This is a genomic window from Cellulomonas sp. HZM, from assembly GCF_000708885.1.
Classification (GTDB): Bacteria; Actinomycetota; Actinomycetes; order Actinomycetales; family Cellulomonadaceae; genus Cellulomonas.
This window is the reverse complement of the sequence record NZ_JEOE01000003.1, coordinates 33,713-51,556: the sequence shown is the minus strand read 5'-3', so window position 1 is coordinate 51,556 and position 17,844 is coordinate 33,713. Positions and strand designations below refer to the sequence as shown.

Here is a 17,844-nt window from a genome sequence, read left to right as displayed (position 1 = left end):
GTGGTCGCAGTCGCGTCCGAGACGGAGCTCTCGGACGCGGACGCGGTCCTGAGAGCAGGTCGTGTCGTCGCCGTGCGAGCACCCGAGAGCTACAGAGGCTCACCCTGGCGACTCGGCTATCAAGCCAGCTCCGGCGCCCACGTGCTGTTCATCGGGCGGGGGATCGTCACGACGGAGCTAGTTGCGGCTCTGCGCTCCCAGCTCGACTCGTGCGGGACTGTGGTGGTGCCGGCTGTGGACGCTGGGCGAGGGACGATCGCGAGCCGAGACTGCGCGAGTGCCGAGCTGGCGAAGCATGCCGGAAACGTGGTCCCTCTCCGGTTGCTGCTCGGGACCGTACCTGGACCGGTGGGTTGGTCCGTGCGCCGTGGAACGCTCGCAGACGTCGACTCGAGGGTGCGCGCTCCCGAGGAAACTGGGCATCGCGGACGGTCCGTCGCGGACGAGGTCGGCTGGGTCGATGCGCTCAGCGAGCTGCACGACGTGGCCGTCGCTCCGCTCGACAGTCGTTTCGTCGTCCGGCTGGGGCACACCGGCATCCCGGCCGTGGAGTCGCGACGTGAGGAGGCCGCGATCCGCACACGGCTGTCCAACGTGCTGCTCGACGCAGGACTCCGCGACCATCCGGCCGTCCATCTGCAAGCAACGCGTCTGCGCGACCTGCTCGCCGCTGATCCGGACCAGCGTCCAGAGATCGTCGCCGGGTTGCGCGGCAAGAACGTCGCCGATTTTCCGTTCGATGCGATGAACCGTGCTCTCGGACGGGACCTGGTCGTGTCCTATCTCTTCCCTCCGAGTGCGGAGACGTCCGGGCTCGTCGCCGCGCGGCGCGTTCGAGTCGCGGCGCGTGCTGTCGACGTGGTCGCGGCAGAACCGCCCACGAGTGAGCGTCGTGACCTGTCGACGCCGGGCGTGACCGCAGGCCTCGTGGGCCAGGTGCTGAGGGTTCCCGGCCCCGCATTGCCCATGAGCGCTTGGGCGCCCCTCGAGGAGTTCACCATGCGAGGAGCCCACCTCGTCGCGCGGTCGGAACTGGCGCAGGGCCCCTACCGCAGCATCTACAGCCGGTCGATGCCACCCGCGTCGCACGCGCTCGCGGCTCTGCTCAAGGTCCGTCGTCCGGGCCTTCCGTGGACCGCAGAGTTCTCCGACCCGCTGACATTCGACTCCAGGGGCAGGCGACGGGCCGGACGGGTGCCCGATACCGACCTCAGCCGGGAGCTTCGCGGTGCGCTGGCCGAGCGGGGCGTGCCGGCGTCGGCGATGCGCACGCTCTTCGAGCTTGTGGAGATGCTTGTCCTCGAGCTGGCGGACCATGTCGTGTTCACCAACGTGAACCAGCGCGCCGTGATGCTCCAGCGGATCGATCCCGGCCTGGCGGCACGGGTCCGCGTCCGCTCGCGCATCACGGCGCACCCGACGCCTGACGCCGACCTGTACACGCTCGCGCCATCGACCTACCTGCTGTCCGACGACGTGCTCAACGTCGGCTACTTCGGCACCTTCTTCGCAGCCCGCGGGCTCGACGACCTCGTCGCCGCGCTGGACTGGCTTGAGGCGCCGGAACGCCGCCGGATCGTCGTTCACGTCTTCACGGGGGAGCCCGAGCAAACCCGAGAGGCGGTGGACGACGCCGGACTACGCGAGCAGGTCCGCGTCTCGTCCTACCTTCCGTACCTCGAGTTCCTTGCCCTAGCCCGGCGCTTGGACCTCCTGGTCGTGACGGACTCCCGGATGCGGGAGGTCATCGGAACGAACCCCTACCTGCCGTCCAAGGTGAGCGACTACCTCGGCTCCGGGACCCCGGTCTGGGCCCTCGTCGAGGAGGGCAGCGCGATGGACCAGATGCCGGACTTGTTGCGAACCCGGCTGGGAGACGGTCCTGCGGGCGCCGCTCTGCTGCGTCGACTTCTCGCCGACGTCTCGGGGCGCCAAGTCTCCGACGAGATGACGCCGTAGCGGCACGGCGCCGTCGCTCGCACACACGTACGGCCCGCGCCGACGTCGTCCCGATCGTCAAGGGTCGCAGCTGTTGCCTGGGGCATCGCCAGGTTCGCCAGGGACCGTCCACCAGCGATGCGTGGGTGTGCTCCGGCGTGTCCTATTCTGCGGCGGTGCGGGATGGACAAGGGCAGGGGCGTGGCTGACGTGATGGCAATGGTTCGACGGGCGCTCACCGTTCCCGGACGCGCGCTTCTCAGGGTGTTGCCGTCGCGCGTGCGCCGGCGTGTGGTCGCCGTCGTCCGAAAGCCTGTGCGTGCGGACCTCTCCTACTCGCTCGACGGGACGCGCCTCACACTCACGGGGACATACGCTGCGCGCTACTGGCACGTGACGGGCCTAGAGCTCTGGGCGCGGCGCGCGGGCGTCGGCGTCGTGGCGCCGACGGAAGCAGAGGCTCCGACGTTCGAGTTCGACCTGGAGCTGGCCGCCCTGCGCCGTGAGCTGGCGATCGACGACGACGACGTCGACCTGACGCTGCTGCTCGAATCGCTGGACGGCGCGAGCCGTCGAGTCAAGGTCGGGCACTTCGCTCGCACTCGCCGCCCCGATCGTCGTCTCGCCGCGACCGTCGACGGGGTGCCCGTGACGATCGAGAACACGCAGCGCGGAAACCTCTGCGTGCGTTACGGCGAACGTCTGGAGGCTGCACCGGCGACAGTGACCCGTCGGGTCCGCCGGGGCGGAGACTTGCTCGGGCTGGACCTCGAGCTCTCGACCCGCAACCAGCCGATCGAGGCCGCGAACCTCGTCGGCATCGGTCGCCAGACGGGCCTCCACGTCGTCGCGCCCGCGCGGGTCGCGGCCCGCCCCGACCTGAGCGAGGTCAAGAACGGCCGCCTCGTCGTCGACGTCACGGGCGACCTCCCGCTCACGGGCCTCGCGGGCCTGCCGCAGTCGGAGGAGACGATCGACCTACACGTGGTCACCAACCCCGGGACCGACGACGAACGCTGGGTGCGCGTGCGCACCCCGCGCGGCCGCAAAGGCCGGCACATGCGCTCGTCGGCCGTGACGGTCGGCGACCAGTCGACGATGCTCGTGCCGTACTCGACCTTCCGCGCGCACAACGTCTCGTACCGCGTGGAGCGGTACACGGCGGCCGACTACCGCTACCTGCGCAGGCTCGCTCCGTTCGGGTGGGTGTTCGTCCTGACGCGGCCGTTCACGCGGATCTGGTTGATCGGGGAGGTGCCGTACAAGGCGCAGGACAACGGCTACCAGCTGTTCCGCCACGTCCGGACGCACAGCCCGCGTCGTCGCGCGTACTACGTGATCGACCCGGCGTCGCCCGACCGCGCGAAGGTCGAGGAGCTCGGCAACGTCGTGCTGCTGCGCTCGCGCCGGCACATCCGCTACACGATGGCGGCCTCGCGGCTCGTCGGCTCGCACCACGCGGAGTACCTGCTCGCGTCGCGTGACCACCGCGTCGCGCGGTGGGCGCGTGGCGTGCGCGTGTTCCTCCAGCACGGGCCCACCGCCAACAAGAACGTCACCCTCAACTACGGGCGGCAGGGCACGGCCGAGCGGCCGACCGAGCGCTGGATCGCGGTGAGCGAACTCGAGAAGCGGATCGTCGTCGAGGACTACGGCTACCGTCCGCACCAGGTGAGCGTGGCGGGGTTCGCTCGCTTCGACCGGCTCTTCGAGGACGACGTCGAGCACGAGCGGACCATCCTGGTCATGCCGACGTGGCGCGACGCGCTCATGCGCGAGGAGGTGTTCCTCGCGAGCGACTACTACGCGAACTGGCGCGGCTTCCTGCAGTCGCCGGACCTGCACGCCGCTCTCGAGCGCTCGGGCATGCAGGTGAAGATGCTGCTGCACCCGAACATGCGCAAGTACGCGGACCACTTCGAGTCCGAGCGCGTGCAGCTGATCCGGCAGGACGACGTCGACGTGCAGCGGCTGCTCAAGTCGTGTGCCGTGCTGATCACCGACTTCTCGAGCGTGTGCTGGGACTTCAGCTACCTGCACAAGCCGGTGCTGTTCTTCCAGTTCGACCGCTCGGCGCTCGTGCGTCAGCGCGCGCCGCACATCGACTTCGACGTCTCGCTCCCCGGCCCGATCGCGGCGACGCCCAAGCAGCTCGTCGGCGAGGTGGAGGCGACGATCGCGCGCGACCTGGTGATGGAGCCGCAGTTCGTCGAGCGAGCCGACGGCTTCCTCACGTACCGGGACCAGGACAACTGCGAGCGGATCGAGCAGGTCGTCGCGCACGCGTGGGATGCGAAGGTGGCCCTCGAGCGGGTGCGCAACAACGCGACCGTGCAGCTCGGGTGGCGCTGGTTCCGCAAGAAGCCGATGTACTTCCGATCGATGCGGGCGCTCAACTTCGTCGCCAAGCGGCTGCCGCGCCAGGACGTCGTGCTGTTCGAGTGCGACCGCGGCGAGCACTACGGCGACTCTCCGCGCTACCTGTACGAGCGGCTCGCGGCGCGCGAGCACGGCTTGCAGATGGTGTGGGCGAGCAACACGACGCTCCGGCTCACCGACCCGCGCGCGCGCAAGATCCGCCGGCACTCGCCCACGTACTGGTGGGTCGCGTCCCGCGCGCGCTACTGGGTCAACAACCAGAACTTCCCGGCGGACCTGCGCCCCGGCACCGGCACCGAGTTCCTTCAGGCGTGGCACGGGACGCCGCTGAAGCGCATGCAGCACGACGTCGAGAACATGGCGGGCCGGCAGGGCAACTACCAGAAGCGTGCGGCGCGACTGACGAGCTACTGGACCGCGCTGCTGTCGGCGAGCGCGTACGCGACCGCGGCGTTCCGCAGCGCATTCCGGTTCGACGGCACGATCCTCGAGCTCGGCTACCCGCGCAACGACGTGTTCTCGTGGCCCGGGACCGACGAGCGTGCGGCGGGGGTCCGTGCGCGGCTCGGGCTGGCCGACGACGACCGCAAGGTCATCCTGTACGCGCCCACGTTCCGCGACGACGAGCGACAGGGCGTGCACTGGCGCCAGGAGCTGTCGCTCGACCTACCGCGCCTCGAGGCGGCGCTCGCCGACCGCTACGTGCTCGTCGTCCGGTTCCACCAGCTGGTCCGCAACCCGCTGCCGGTCGAGTACAAGGACTCCTCGTTCGTGCTCGACGCGTCGCACTACCCGGACGTGCAGGAGCTGATGATGGCTTCCGACGTGCTGGTGACCGACTACTCGTCGCTGTTCTTCGACTTCGCTGCGCTGCGCAGGCCCATGGTGTTCTTCGCGTACGACCTCGAGAAGTACCGCGACGAGCTGCGCGGTTTCTACCTGGACTACGACACCCAGGTGCCCGGTCCGATCGTGCGGACCAACGCCGAGCTGGCGGACGTGCTGTCCCGGCTCGACGAGGTGTGGCCGGACCACGCCGACCACCTCGAGGAGTTCCGGGCCACGTACGGCCCGCGCGACGACGGCAACGCGAGCGACCGGGTGCTCGACGAGTTCTTCGGCGACCGGGTGGGGCCCGCGACGTCGCTCATGGTCCCTGACCGGGCCGAGCGGACGCTCGCGGCCGCGGACGGCGCCTGACGTGGACGCCCCGCGCGGGCCGGACCCGGCGACGGTGTACCTGGTCGTCGGCCGGTTCAGCGCGGACTCGGGCGGCCGCACGCAGTCCGCTCTGACGCGCGCCGCGCTGCTCGCGCCGCACTACCGCTCGGTGCAGCTCGTGACGTTCAACCACCGACTGGCGTACGACGAGATCATGACGTCCTGGCGGCAACGGTACTCGCTGCCCGAGAACGTCGTGCTCGCCAACCTCTTCGAGCACCTGGCGGGCGAGCCGCTCTACGCCGTCGGCCGGCGCACCCCGTTCAAGCCTGCACCGGGCATGAAGCGCCGTCGTGGTCGCGAGGGCCAGTGGGAGGTGCGCGACGAGGACCGTGCGTTGCGTGCCCGGTACGTGCTGCGCGAGGACGGGTCGCTCAACTACTCCGACGAGTGGGCCGACGGGACGCGGGTCCGGCACAGCAACTTCGACCGCACGGGTGCCCTGCGCGTCGTCACCACCACCGAAGGCAAGACACCTGTCGCACGGAGGTACCTGACGCCCGGCGGCGAACCGTACCTCGAGGAGCGGATCGGTTCGGACGGCTCGTCGCACCTGCGCGTGCTGCGCGGGCCGGTGGCGACGGGCGACGAGGAGCTGCCGCAGCGCGAGCTCGAGCTGCGGTGGTTCGGCACTCTGGCCGGGTCGGGGCGTGACGCGGTCTTCCTGTGCGAGTCGCGCTCGTACGACGGGCACGTGGTCCGCCTCAACCCGCACATGCCACCGGTCGCGTCGGTCGCGAGCATCCACAGCTGCCACCTGCGCCCGCCGTACGACGACCCGCAGAACGTCTGGACGTACAACGACTGGGCGCTGACCAACGCGGCAGCCTTCTCGAGGCTCGTGCTGCTCTCGCGCGGGCAGGCGGCCGACGTCGAGGCCCACTACGGACGGTCGCCCGGGGTCGTCGTGCTGCCCCATGCGGTGGGGGAGCCGCCGGCGAGCAGCCCTCGGCTGCGCGGGCGCGTCAAGCGCATGGTCAGGAGACCTCCGCACGTCGTCGTGGTCACGCGGCTCGTGCCGCACAAGCGCGTCGACGACGTGGTGCGGGCGTTCCGGACGGTCGTCGACCGGGCACCGGAGGCGCGTCTGCGCATCTGGGGGAGCGGCGTCGCGGAAGCAGACCTGCGGGCGCTCGTGACCGAGCTCGGCCTCGCGGGGTCGGTGACGTTCGAGGGGTTCACCGCCGACCCGGTCAAGGCGCTCCGCTCGGGCTGCGTCGCAGTGTCCGCCTCACGCAGCGAGGGCTTCGGGATCGCGACGCTCGAGGCGCTCGCCGTCGGCACGCCCGTGGTCTCCTACGACTACCCGTACGGCCCACGTGACCTCGTCGGCAGGAGTGCGGGATGGCTCGTCCCGTCAGGCGACGTGGCGGCCCTCGCGGCGGCGCTCGAGCGCGCCGTGCGGCACCCGATCCGCTCGCGGATCAAGGGGATCATGGCGCTCCGCGTGCGGCGGACCTACTCGGAGCGCGGCCATGACGAGCGCTGGCTCGCCCTCGTCGCCGACGTGCTGCGCGAGCGTCGCGCTCTCGACGCGGGCTGAGCTCAGGCTCGCCCGCCGGGCCGCGCGAGCAGCAAGCGGTCGAGCGGCGGCTCGACGAACGGCCGGGCGACGCGGCGCACCGGGGAGGACGCGAGCACGAGCGCGAGAACGACCGCACCGAGCGCGGTCGCGAGCGCGACCGCCCCACCTGCCACCCACCGCCCGTCGCGCAGCGGCAGCAGCAGCAAGGGGTGCAGCAGGTACACGTACAGCGACGCGCGGCCCACGGACGTCCACGTCAGCTCCCGGCGCGGCACCACGGCGAGCACCGCGGCGACGCACGCCGCGGCGGCGAGCAGGAGCGCCGCCCGCAGGGCCGTCCCACGCGCGGCCGTGGCTCCCACGTCGTCCGTCGCGAACCCGAGCTGGAGGGCGCTCGACGTGAACGCGTCCCGCGTCACGGCGGCGAGCACGAGGGCCGCGGCGAGCACGACGGCCCCGGCGAGGACGACGGGGGTCCGGGGTGCGGTCGTCAGGCGCCCGGACCAGGCCGACGAGCGCAGCACGAGGCCGGCGACGAAGAACGGAAGGAACCCGAGCGCGTCGTCGAGCGCGAGCACGTGCCCCACCCCGTCGCCGAGCCCTGCGAGCAGGCACACGACGACCGCGAGCCCGATGGCGACGGACGGCTGCAACGCGGTCCACAGCGGAGCCGACAGGCGCCAGAGCACCGCCGCGAGGAGGAACCACAGCGTCCAGCGGGGTTCCAGCAGGTGCAGCGGTGCGAGCGACCCGCGCAGCAGGGAGACCTCGGCGGTCTGCAGGACCTGGAACACGACGTACGGCGCGAGCAGACCGGTGACCAGGCGGCCGGCGCGCCGCGTCGTGAGCTCTGCCGTCAGCACGCCCGTGACCAGCACGAACGCCGGCATGTGAAACAGGTACACCCAGCGGTAGAGCACGTCCGCGACGGCGACGCCCGCGGCTGCGGCCGGTTGCAGCGCGTGCCCGACGACGACGAGCGTGACGAGCACGGCCTTCGCGTTGTCCCAGAACGGGTGGCGGTCGCCGGTGCTCGTCACGCGTGCCATCGTGGCGGCTGTCCCGCCGCAAGGCCAGCGCAGGTCCCGGGCGTTCCGGTTGCCTCGTCGTACCGTCCCGTTCAAGGTAGGGCATGGCCCGACGACGACACCTCACCGCCGCCCTCCTCGCAGCCGTGCTCGCGCTCGGCGGGCTCGTCGGTGCTGCGGGGCCCGCGCTCGCTACCGGGACGTCCCTGAAGCTCCAGGTCAGCTCGCCGAGCATCCGCCACGGCGAGATGGTGTGGTTCACCGGGAAGCTCACGTCGGGAGGCAAGGGGCTCAAGGCGCGCACCGTCGTGCTCGAGCGCCGCACGTCGTCGGGATGGCACCGCGTCGCGACGTCGACGACGTCGAGCTCCGGCACGTTCTCCGTTCGGCAGCGGCCCTACGGCGAGTACTCGTACCGCGCACGGGCCACCGCGTCGGGGGTGAAGAGCACCGTTCGCAAGATCCACCTCACGTACGGCAAGCGCACGATCGCGGCGCGGGCGGCGATCCTCGGCGACCGCGCGGGTGCGGCGCGTGGTTCGACGGCGTCCGCGAAGGTGGCGGGGACCACGGCGGTGCGATACCGGTCCTACTCCCACGGGATGCTGGTCCAGGTCACCAACAAGGCGGGTTCGGTGCGCACCTGGTTCGTCTACGGCGACATCCTGACGGCGTACAAGAAGGCCGGCGGCCCGAAGGGCAAGCTCGGCGTCCCGCTCGCGGACCCGAAGTGCGGGCTGATCGAGAGCGGCTGCGTCCAGCGGTTCTCGGGTGGTGCGATCTACGACAACAAGCACACCAAGGGCGCGGTCGCGTACGGGAAGACCAAGGCCGCCGAGGTGATCGCCGCCGCGCGGTCGCAGGTCGGGTACCGGCAGAAGCGCTACAACGACTCGAAGTACAACGCGTGGGTGGGGCGCGTCGGCGCGTGGTGCTCGGTGTTCCAGTCCTGGGCGGCCGTCGCGTCGGGCAACCCCGGCGCGATCCCGAAGCACGCGAAGTGGTCGGTGTTCCTCGCCGACGTGCGCGCACACATGAAGCTCGGCAAGACACCCAAGGTCGGTGCGCTCGTCTTCTACGACACGATCAGCGACGGCCGCACGGCCGCGACGCACGTGGGCGTCGTCGTCAAGGTCAACGCGTCGAGCATCGTGACGATCGAGGGCAACACCAGCACCCCCGGTGACAGCGCCGGCCGCGGCGTCTACCAGAAGACGCGACCGCGCTCGATGCCGCTCTACTACGCCTACCCGACGTACTGATGGGCAGACTGATGGGCAGGGTTCTCGCGGCACTCGTCGTCGTGCTGGGCCTGGGCGGAACGACGCTCGTGGCCGCACCCGAGTCGCACGCTGCGACGAAGGCCGCGACGAAGGTGGTCACGACGAAGGCCACGTCGACGACGTACCGCACGGGCGAGAGCGTGTGGTTCACGGGCCGCGTGACGAAGGGGTCGGCCGGCGTCGCCTCCGCCCAGGTGCAGCTGGTACGCCGGACGAGCACGACGCGCACGGTGCTGGCGACCTTCCGCACGACGTCGACGGGCCGGTTCGCGGTGCCCGCCACGCCGACCGGGTCGGCCGAGTACTACGTCCGCACGACGGGCTCGTCGTCCGTGCACGGTCCGGTGCTCGAGGTCGCCAAGAGCTCGACCGCGCGCACCCTCGCTGCCCGTGCGAAGGACCTCGCCGGCCGTCTGGGCGATGCGACGACCGGGACGCGACGCGTCGCGGCGTCGCGCGTCAAGGACTCGGGTGTGACGTCGGTGCGGTACAAGGACTTCGAGAGAGGCATGCTCGTCGAGGTGGTCCGCTCAGGCGTGACCCGCACCTGGTTCGTCCCCGGCAAGATCCGCGACCGGTACGTCGCGAAGGGGCGTATGACGGGCACGTTCGGGGTCCCGCGCGCGGACGCGCGGTGCGTCGTGCTCGAGTCGGGCTGCACGCAGCAGTTCGCGAAGGTGGCGGCGTACGCCTCGTCGACGACGAAGATCGCGCACTACCAGGCCGGGAGCGGTGCCCGTGCGCAGTACCTGGCGGCGGCGCGCTCGCAGGTCGGGTACCGCGAGCCGGCCTGGCGCAAGTCCAAGTACAACGCGTGGTTCGGGTACTCGGCGGCGTGGTGCGGGACCTTCCAGTCATGGGTGTCCGCCGCGATCGGGCGCCCCGGCGTGGTGCCCGCCCGGTCGTCGTTCGACTCGTTCGTCGCGGCGTCGAAGAAGGCGATGACGGACTACAAGCCCGGCTCGAGCCGCAAGCCCAAGGTCGGGACGCTCGTGTTCTTCGACTTCCGCAACGCGTCGCCGAAGAAGGCGAGCCACGTCGGGCTGCTGCTGAGCAGGTCGGGCGACGACCTCGTGGTGCTCGAGGGCAACTCGTCGAAGGGGACCCGGTTCACGGACGCCCGCGGCGTGTACGTGCACCACCGCTCGGCGAAGCGAGTCCTGTTCTACGCCGACCCGCGGTGGTGAGCCCTGCCCGCCGCGAGGCCGGTACCGTGACCTGACCGCGGCGCAGCGCGCGCGGCGCGACGAGGAGCGGGTGCCGTGGGACTGCTGGGTGACGTGAGACGGGGGAGTGCGAAGGTCGGGGAGGTGCTGACCCGGCGGCGGCTCCGACGAGAGGTCGCCGCGATCGCACGGTCGCGTCCCGCCGTCGTCGCCGGGACCGTCGAGGTCGTCGTCTACTTCGCGGACGGCGCCGTCAACCTCTACCAGGTGCGGCAGTGGTTCGAGCCGCTGCGGCGGCTCGACGAGCAGCACCCCGTGGTGGTCGTGACGCGTTCGCCGGACTCCGCGCGTGCGCTGTTCGACGAGTGCCCCGTCCCGGTCCTGCACTTCTCGACGATCGCCGAGCTCGAGCGCTGGCTCGGCACGCACCCGGTCGCCGCGATGCTCTACGTCAACCAGAACCGCGAGAACTTCTCGACGCTGCGCTTCACCGAGCCGGCGCACGTGTTCATGTCGCACGGCGAGTCGGACAAGTCCTACATGGTGTCCAACCAGCTGAAGGCCTACGACCACGTGCTCGCCGCGGGGCCGGCCGCCGTGCGACGGATCGAGCGCAACGTCTACGGGCTCGACCCGGCACGCATCCTGCTCGTCGGACGTCCGCAGGTCGACGTGACGTACGCCGGGCCGGAGCTCCCGGACGACGACCGCACGGTGGTGCTGTACGCGCCCACGTGGGAGGGCGACCGGCCCTCGATGGAGTACTCCTCGGTGCTCTCGCACGGCCCCGCGCTGCTCGAGGCGCTCGTCGCCGACCCACGCTTCCGCGTCGTGTACCGCCCGCACCCGCGCACCGGTGTGCAGGACGGTCGGTTCGCCGCGGGTGACGCGCGCCTGGCGGGGATCCTCGCGCGAGCGAACGAGAGCGACCCGGGCGCGGAGCACCTCGTGGACCGTGACACCGCCTTCGGGTGGCACCTGCGCGCCGCGGACGTGTGCGTCACGGACGTCTCGGCCGTCGCGTTCGACTGGCTCGCGACGGGCCGTCCCCTCCTGCTGACCCGGCCCGAGTCGCCGACCGCTGTGGTGGAACCGGGTTCGCTGGCCGACCGCGTCGACACGATCGCAGCGCAGGACGCCGGTGGCGCGGTCGCGGTCGTCGACGCCCTCCTGGCGCGGGGCGCCGACGACGCGTACGCCGAGGTGGTCGCAGACTACTTCGGCGACACGCGCCCCGGGGCGGCCATGTCCCGGTTCCTCGTCGTCGCCGACCGCGTGGTGCGCGACCGTCGGGCTGCGCAGCGCGAGCGGCACGGCACGCGGGCCTGACCGGCCCGCCCGCACGGGTACCCTGAACCGGTTTTTCCCCGCAGCGAGGAGTCCGCAGCCCGTGTCGTCGACCCGTCCGTCCGTCGCCGAGGACGTCCCGCCCGAGGTGGCCGTCCCGCCGGCCGAGCGGCGCCCGTCCGGCACGAAGGTGCGCGTCGAGGTCCAGGCGCTGCGTGCCGTCGCGGTGATGCTCGTGGTGCTCTACCACCTGTGGCCCAAGCGGCTCACCGGCGGCTACGTGGGCGTCGACGTCTTCTTCGTCATCTCCGGCTTCCTCATCACCGGGCACCTGCTGCGGGAGGGTGAGCGCACGGGGCGCGTCGCGCTCGGGCGGTTCTGGGCGCGGCGTGCGCGCCGACTGCTGCCTGCGTCGCTCCTCGTGCTCGTGGTCACCGCGGTCGCGACGTTCGCATGGGTCCCGAGCGGCCTGTGGAAGGACTACCTGCGTCAGGTCGGCGCCGCGGGCTTCTACGTCCTGAACTGGGTCCTGGCGCACGACGCCGTCGACTACCTCGCGGCCGACGCCGCGCCGTCTCCCGTGCAGCACTACTGGTCGCTCTCGGTCGAGGAGCAGTTCTACCTCGTGTGGCCGCTGCTCGTGCTCCTCGCGCTCTGGGTTGCCGCGCGCACGGGCCGCAGGAACGGCACGGTGGCGGCGGCTCTGCTGGGCGTCGTCACGGTCGTGAGCTTCGGGTGGTCCCTGCACCTGACGACGACCGACGCGCCGCAGGCGTACTTCGTCACGACAGCCCGCGCGTGGCAGTTCGGCGCCGGGGCGCTGCTCGCGCTCGCGATGGTGGCGTTCGAGGAGCGCGCGCAACGCTTCGACAGGGCTCGAGCGGTGCTCTCGTGGGCCGGGCTCGGAGCGCTGGCATGGACGGGCGTGTCGTTCACCTCGGCGACACCGTTCCCCGGCACCGCCGCGCTCGTGCCGGTGCTCGGCACCGCCGCGGTGATCGCCGCGGGAGCGCCGCGTGCGGCGTGGGCGCCGACCCGCGCGCTGGCCCTGCGGCCCGTCCAGACGCTCGGTGACATCTCCTACTCGACGTACCTGTGGCACTGGCCGCCGATCGTGATCCTGCCGTTCGCGCTCGGTCACGAGCTGCACGCCGTCGACAAGCTGCTCCTGCTCGCAGCGGTGGTCGTGCTGGCGTGGGCGACCAAGCGGTGGGTCGAGGACCCCGTGCGGTCGACGCACCGGTTCGGGCTGCGACGGTCCGGCGTGACGTTCGCGCTCACCGCGGCGGGCATGTGCGTCGTCGCCGCCGTGTGCGTCGTCGGCTCGAACGCCGCGGGTGCCGCGAGCGCACGGGCGGCCGCCCACGCCGAGAGTGTCGTCGCGAGCAAGCCGCACTGCTTCGGCGCCGCCAGCATGGTGAACGACGGCAAGGGGTGCCCCGACCCGGCTCTCGCGCACGTCGTCGTCCCCGACCCGTCCGACGTGAAGAACGACGACGCCGGGCTGCAGCAGTGCTGGAGCGACAACAGCGAGCCGGACATGGAACCGTGCACGTTCGGCAAGCCGCGTGCCGGCGTGCCGCACATCGCCCTGGTGGGCGACTCGCACGCACGCGCGATGCTGCCGGCGTTCGAGCGCCTGGTCGACGACGGCGACGTCGTCGTGACCAGCTACCTCAAGGCGTCGTGCGTCTGGAGCACGGTCCTGCCGAGGCGTTCGGTGCCGTCCGTCGCTCAGGGCTGCGGGACATGGCAGCAGGAGGTGGGCGCCGACCTCCTGGCGAAGGCGCACGACTACGACGCCGTCGTCGTGACCGGGTACGCGCGCCAGAAGATGCAGGTGCCCGCGGGGGCGAACAAGCGCGACGTGGTCGCCTCCGGCCTCCTGGACGCATGGCAGCCGGTGCTCGACGCGGGCACCCCGGTGGTCGCGATCCTCGACAACCCGACGTCGCACACGGACCCCAACGAGTGCCTCCTCAAGGAGGGTCGCGCCGACCCGAGCCGGTGCGACCAGCGCCGCGCCGACGTGCTCGTGAAGCACGACCCGCTGCGCGACGCCACGGACCGCAGCCAGGGGCGCGTGCCTCTCGTCGAGCTCACCGACCTGTACTGCAAGGGCTCGACGTGCCCGGCGGTCATCGGGGGTGCCGACGTGCACCGCGACGACGACCACATCTCGTCGACCTACGCGCGCAGCGTCGCGCCGTACCTGTGGGAGCGGCTGGAGCCGTACGTCGGACGGTGATCCCTGCGCGCCGCCGGTGGCGGCGCGACTAGCATGCCTAGGGGTGCCGCGGGCAGCGGCGCTCCGAGGCGCCGGACAACAGCTGACGAACGGCCGCCGAACAGGCCACGACCAGGGAGTGACTTCTCGATGACGACTCAGGTGGCGATCCTCGCCGCAGGCATGGGCACCCGGCTCGGACGGCCGTTCCCCAAGCCGCTCACGCCGCTGCGCGACGGGCACACGATCATGGACCAGCAGGTCGAGAAGATCCGTGGTGCGTTCGCCGACGTGCAGCTCTACACGGTCGTCGGCTTCAAGCTCGAGATGATCCTCGAGGCGCACCCTCGCTCGCTGTTCGTCTACAACGAGGAGTACGACCGCACGAACACGTCGAAGAGCCTGCTGCGCGTGCTGCGCGCGTCGGGCGACGGCGGCGTGCTGTGGATGAACGGCGACGTCGTGTTCGACCCCGCGATCCTCGAGCGACTCAAGCCGTACCTCGAGAGCGAGACCTCGCTCGTCTCGGTCAACACCGCCAAGGTGGCCGAGGAGGAGGTCAAGTACACGGTCGACGCCGACGGGTACATCGACGCCCTCTCCAAGCAGGTCGTCGACGCGCTGGGCGAGGCCGTGGGCATCAACTACGTCGCGGCGCAGGACAAGGCGACCCTCGTCGCGCGGCTCGAGGAAGTCGAGGACCAGGACTACTTCGAGCGCGGCATCGAGCTGGCGATCGAGCGCGACGGCGTGAAGTTCCTGCCGGTCGACATCTCCGACCTGTGGGCGGTCGAGGTCGACTTCGACGAGGACCTCGAGCGCGCCAACGAGCACGTCTGAGCCGCGTGGGCTTCGATCGGGCGCGCCTGCGCCGACGCGTGCGCAGCTGGGGCGGCAGCGCCCTGCGCAGGCTCGGCTGGCTCCCCGCGGGCATGCCCGACGGGCTCGGTGACGACGCGGCCGTGCTCGCGGCGAGCCACGAGCAGCGCGTCGTCGTGTACTTCGCCGGCACGGTGCAGAACCTGTACCAGCTCCGGCAGTGGTACGCGCCGCTGCGCGCGCTCGACGCCGAGCACCGGGTCCTCGTGGTGTGCGCCGACTCCCGCGCGGCCCGGGTCGTCGCGCGCGAGCAGCCGCTTCCCGTCGTCGTCGTGGGCCGCAGCGCGACGATCGACGCGCTCGCGGAACGCTCGGACGTCGCGCTGTTCTGCTACGTCGGGCACGACGTGGGCAACTTCAACGCGCTGCGGGTCCCGGGCGCGATGCACGTGTTCCTCTCGCACGGCGAGAGCGACAAGCGGGTCTCGGCGTCCAACTTGGTCAAGGCGTACGACTACGCGTTCGTCGCGGGCCAGGGCGCGATCGACCGGTTCGCGGGCCAGCTCATGAACTTCGACGCCCCCGCGCACGTCGTCGCGGTCGGGCGACCGCAGCTCGACGACGTCCCGACCGGTCCGCGTGAGCGTGCTCCGGGCTCGCCGGTCGTCGTCCTCTACGCGCCCACTTGGGAAGGCGGGCAGGGGTCCTCGGCGTACTCGTCGGTCGTGAGCCACGGCGAGCGGCTCGTGCAGGCGCTGGTCGACGACGGACGCTTCCGCGTGGTCTACCGGCCGCACCCGCGCACGGGCGTGAGCGACGCCCGGTTCGCGACCGCCGACGAGCGGATCCGCGCGATCCTCGCGGCGGCCGGGCCTGGCCACGTGGTCGACACCGGTGCCGACCCCTACCGGACGTTCGCGCGTGCCGACGTCATGGTCACCGACGTCTCGGCCATCGCGTTCGACTGGCTCGCGACGGGTCGCCCGCTCGTCGTCACGGTCCCGCCGCAGGGCGCCGACGTCGCGGAGACGCGGCTGCTGGCCGCCGTGCCCCGGCTCACGGCGCGCGAGATCGCGCACGTCGGCGACGTGCTCGGGCGCGAGGTCGACCAGGACCCCGGGCACGACGAGCGGGCACGTCTCGTCGAGTACTACTTCGGCGCCGTCGGCGGCGCGACCAAGCGGTTCGTCGTCGAGTGCGACCGCATCATCCGCGAGCGCGACGCGCTCCGCGGCGGACGAGGACGGGAATGAGCAGCACCACCGAACTGACGCACGACCCCGACGACCGGCGGCCCAGCGTCGCCGAGCTGCGCCGCGTCGGCCAGCCGGACCAGATCCGCCAGCGCCGCAACGCCGAGCACTGGACGGCCGACGTGTACGGGCGGCGCATCTCGCCGTACCTCACGCTGGTAGCGCTGCGCCTCGGCATGAGCGCCAACCAGGTCACGTGGCTGATGCTCGCGATCGGATGGGTGGCGGCGCTCGCCGTCGCGCTGCCCGGGTGGGGGTTCGCGGTGCTCGCCGTCGCGCTGGCACACCTGCAGATGCTGGTCGACTCCTCCGACGGCGAGCTCGCGCGCTGGAAGCGGACCACCGGACCGGTCGGCATCTTCATCGACAAGCTCGCGCACTACACGACCGAGGCGCTCATCGCGCTCGCGCTCGGCGTTCGCGCGGCCGGTGGCTTCGGTGAGATCCCGGACAACCTCGCGTGGACGACGCTCGGCGGCCTGTTCGCCACGCTGCTCCTGCTCAACAAGGTCGTCAACGACCTCGTCGTCTCGTCGCGTGCGCAGGGCGGGCTGCCGCCGGCGAAGGACGCGGCCGAGGTCGCCGCGCCGCGCGTGGGCGGCGTCGCCCGGCTGCGCCGCGCCGCGCGGTTCGTGCCGTTCCACCGCCTGTTCCACGCGGTCGAGCTGGCGACGGTGATCGCCGTCGCGGCGATCGCCGACGCCTTCCTCGGCGGTGACGACGTGACGCGCTGGACGCTCGTCGGGCTCATCGTCGCCGTCGTGGTGACCGGTGCCGGGCACCTCGTCGCGATCCTCACGTCCTCGCGGCTGCGCGCATGAGCGCCGCGTTGCCGTCCGTCGGCGTCGTCGTCCTGTCGATGGGCAACCGCCCGGTCGAGCTCGCGACCGCGGTCTCCTCCGCCCTCGCGCAGGAGGGCGTCGACCTCGACGTGCTCGTCGTCGGCAACGGCTGGGAGCCGACGGGCCTGCCCGACGGTGCGCGCGGGCTGGCGCTCGCGGAGAACGTGGGCATCCCCGAGGGCCGCAACGTCGGCGCCGCGCACGTCGTCGGGGACCTGATCTTCTTCCTGGACGACGATGCGGTCATCCCGTCGACCGACGCGCTGCGCACCATGGCGGAGCGCTTCGCTCGCAGCTCGCGCCTCGGCATGGCGCAGGCGCTGCTCACGACGCTCGACGGGTCCGAGCCGCCCGGTCGGTGGGTGCGCCGGCTGCGCAAGGGCGACCCGGAACGCTCGACGCCGATCTTCTCGGTCACGGAGGGGGTCACCATGGTGCGCCGCGACGCGTTCGAGGGCGCGCACGGGTGGGCGGGCCAGTTCTTCTACGCGCACGAGGGCATCGAGCTCGCGTGGCGCGTGTGGGACCAGGGCTTCGAGGTGTGGCACATGGGTGACGTCGAGATGCACCACCCGGCGACGCACCCGTCGCGGCACGCGGTCTCGCAGCGGCTCAACGGGCGCAACCGCGTGTGGCTCGCGCGCCGCAACCTCCCGGCACTGCTGCGCCCGCTGTACGTGGGCACGTGGACGGCGGCGCAGGTGATCCGGGACCGCTCCGACCTGCCCGCGCTGCGCGTGTGGTTCGGCGGGTTCCGGGAGGGCGTCACGAGCGACGCGGGGGAGCGGCAGGTCATGTCGTGGCGGACCGTGGCGCGCATGACCCTGCGAGGGCGTCCGCCCGTGATCTGAGCGTGGCGCGTCGTTGGGCGGTGGT

General features: G+C 71.8%; 12 protein-coding genes. 11 read left to right on the top strand and 1 reads right to left on the bottom strand.

Going from position 1 to position 17,844, the window contains the following annotated elements; translation table 11 throughout:
* Window positions 1-396 precede the first annotated feature (396 nt).
* The 3 genes from AW16_RS17475 (at window position 397) to AW16_RS17470 (ending at window position 7,081) form a co-directional block, all read left to right on the top strand.
* Window positions 397-1,959 (top strand): hypothetical protein, encoded by a 1,563-nt coding sequence (locus tag AW16_RS17475; RefSeq protein ID WP_156044032.1) that lies wholly within the window; start codon window positions 397-399, stop codon window positions 1,957-1,959.
* Between the two features lie 294 nt (window positions 1,960-2,253).
* A complete protein-coding gene (locus AW16_RS0103015) occupies window positions 2,254-5,517 on the top strand; it encodes a CDP-glycerol glycerophosphotransferase family protein (protein ID WP_051681615.1) in 3,264 nt (1,087 codons plus the stop codon).
* Window position 5,518: 1 nt separating this feature from the next.
* Window positions 5,519-7,081, top strand: coding sequence for a glycosyltransferase (locus AW16_RS17470; RefSeq protein WP_051681614.1), 1,563 nt, complete (start codon window positions 5,519-5,521; stop codon window positions 7,079-7,081).
* Window positions 7,082-7,083: 2 nt separating this feature from the next.
* Here the strand turns inward: AW16_RS17470 and AW16_RS0103005 are convergent, their stop codons facing one another.
* The gene (locus AW16_RS0103005) at window positions 7,084-8,103 is read right to left on the bottom strand and encodes an acyltransferase family protein (protein WP_051681613.1); all 1,020 of its coding nucleotides are present in this window, start codon (window positions 8,101-8,103) and stop codon (window positions 7,084-7,086) included.
* A gap of 92 nt (window positions 8,104-8,195) precedes the next feature.
* Here AW16_RS0103005 and AW16_RS17465 point away from each other — a divergent pair, with 92 nt between their 5' ends.
* The 8 genes from AW16_RS17465 to AW16_RS0102965 all read left to right on the top strand — a co-directional run bounded on the left by AW16_RS17465 (window position 8,196) and on the right by AW16_RS0102965 (window position 17,819).
* Window positions 8,196-9,353 carry a CHAP domain-containing protein gene (locus AW16_RS17465; RefSeq protein WP_081861429.1) on the top strand — a complete coding sequence of 386 codons (1,158 nt, stop codon included), beginning with the start codon at window positions 8,196-8,198 and terminating at the stop codon, window positions 9,351-9,353.
* Window positions 9,354-9,364: 11 nt separating this feature from the next.
* Window positions 9,365-10,561: an LGFP repeat-containing protein gene (locus tag AW16_RS0102995; protein WP_029288087.1), complete on the top strand. Its 1,197-nt coding sequence runs from the start codon at window positions 9,365-9,367 to the stop codon at window positions 10,559-10,561.
* 75 nt (window positions 10,562-10,636) lie between these two features.
* Window positions 10,637-11,869: a CDP-glycerol glycerophosphotransferase family protein gene (locus tag AW16_RS0102990; RefSeq protein WP_231495931.1), complete on the top strand. Its 1,233-nt coding sequence runs from the start codon at window positions 10,637-10,639 to the stop codon at window positions 11,867-11,869.
* 61 nt (window positions 11,870-11,930) lie between these two features.
* Entirely contained in the window at window positions 11,931-14,075 is a 2,145-nt protein-coding gene (locus AW16_RS0102985; RefSeq protein ID WP_051681612.1) for an acyltransferase family protein, read from the top strand.
* A gap of 129 nt (window positions 14,076-14,204) precedes the next feature.
* The gene (locus tag AW16_RS0102980) at window positions 14,205-14,894 is read left to right on the top strand and encodes an NTP transferase domain-containing protein (RefSeq protein WP_029288082.1); all 690 of its coding nucleotides are present in this window, start codon (window positions 14,205-14,207) and stop codon (window positions 14,892-14,894) included.
* 5 nt (window positions 14,895-14,899) lie between these two features.
* Entirely contained in the window at window positions 14,900-16,126 is a 1,227-nt protein-coding gene (locus AW16_RS0102975) for a CDP-glycerol glycerophosphotransferase family protein (RefSeq protein WP_029288080.1), read from the top strand.
* Window positions 16,123-16,947, top strand: a complete 825-nt coding sequence (locus tag AW16_RS0102970; RefSeq protein ID WP_034648057.1) for a CDP-alcohol phosphatidyltransferase family protein — start codon at window positions 16,123-16,125, stop codon at window positions 16,945-16,947. Before AW16_RS0102975 ends, AW16_RS0102970 begins: the two co-directional genes overlap by 4 nt.
* Window positions 16,944-17,819 carry a glycosyltransferase family 2 protein gene (locus AW16_RS0102965; RefSeq protein WP_029288076.1) on the top strand — a complete coding sequence of 292 codons (876 nt, stop codon included), beginning with the start codon at window positions 16,944-16,946 and terminating at the stop codon, window positions 17,817-17,819. Before AW16_RS0102970 ends, AW16_RS0102965 begins: the two co-directional genes overlap by 4 nt.
* Window positions 17,820-17,844: the final 25 nt, after the last annotated feature.

What these genes read in the sequence shown, in the direction of transcription:
- AW16_RS17465 (WP_081861429.1), top strand. Translation starts at nt 8,196, where the DNA reads ATGGCCCGACGACGACACCTCACCGCCGCCCTCCTCGCAGCCGTGCTC.
- AW16_RS0102995 (WP_029288087.1), top strand. Translation starts at nt 9,365, where the DNA reads ATGGGCAGGGTTCTCGCGGCACTCGTCGTCGTGCTGGGCCTGGGCGGA.
- AW16_RS0102980 (WP_029288082.1), top strand. Translation starts at nt 14,205, where the DNA reads ATGACGACTCAGGTGGCGATCCTCGCCGCAGGCATGGGCACCCGGCTC.
- AW16_RS0102970 (WP_034648057.1), top strand. Translation starts at nt 16,123, where the DNA reads ATGAGCAGCACCACCGAACTGACGCACGACCCCGACGACCGGCGGCCC.
- AW16_RS0102965 (WP_029288076.1), top strand. Translation starts at nt 16,944, where the DNA reads ATGAGCGCCGCGTTGCCGTCCGTCGGCGTCGTCGTCCTGTCGATGGGC.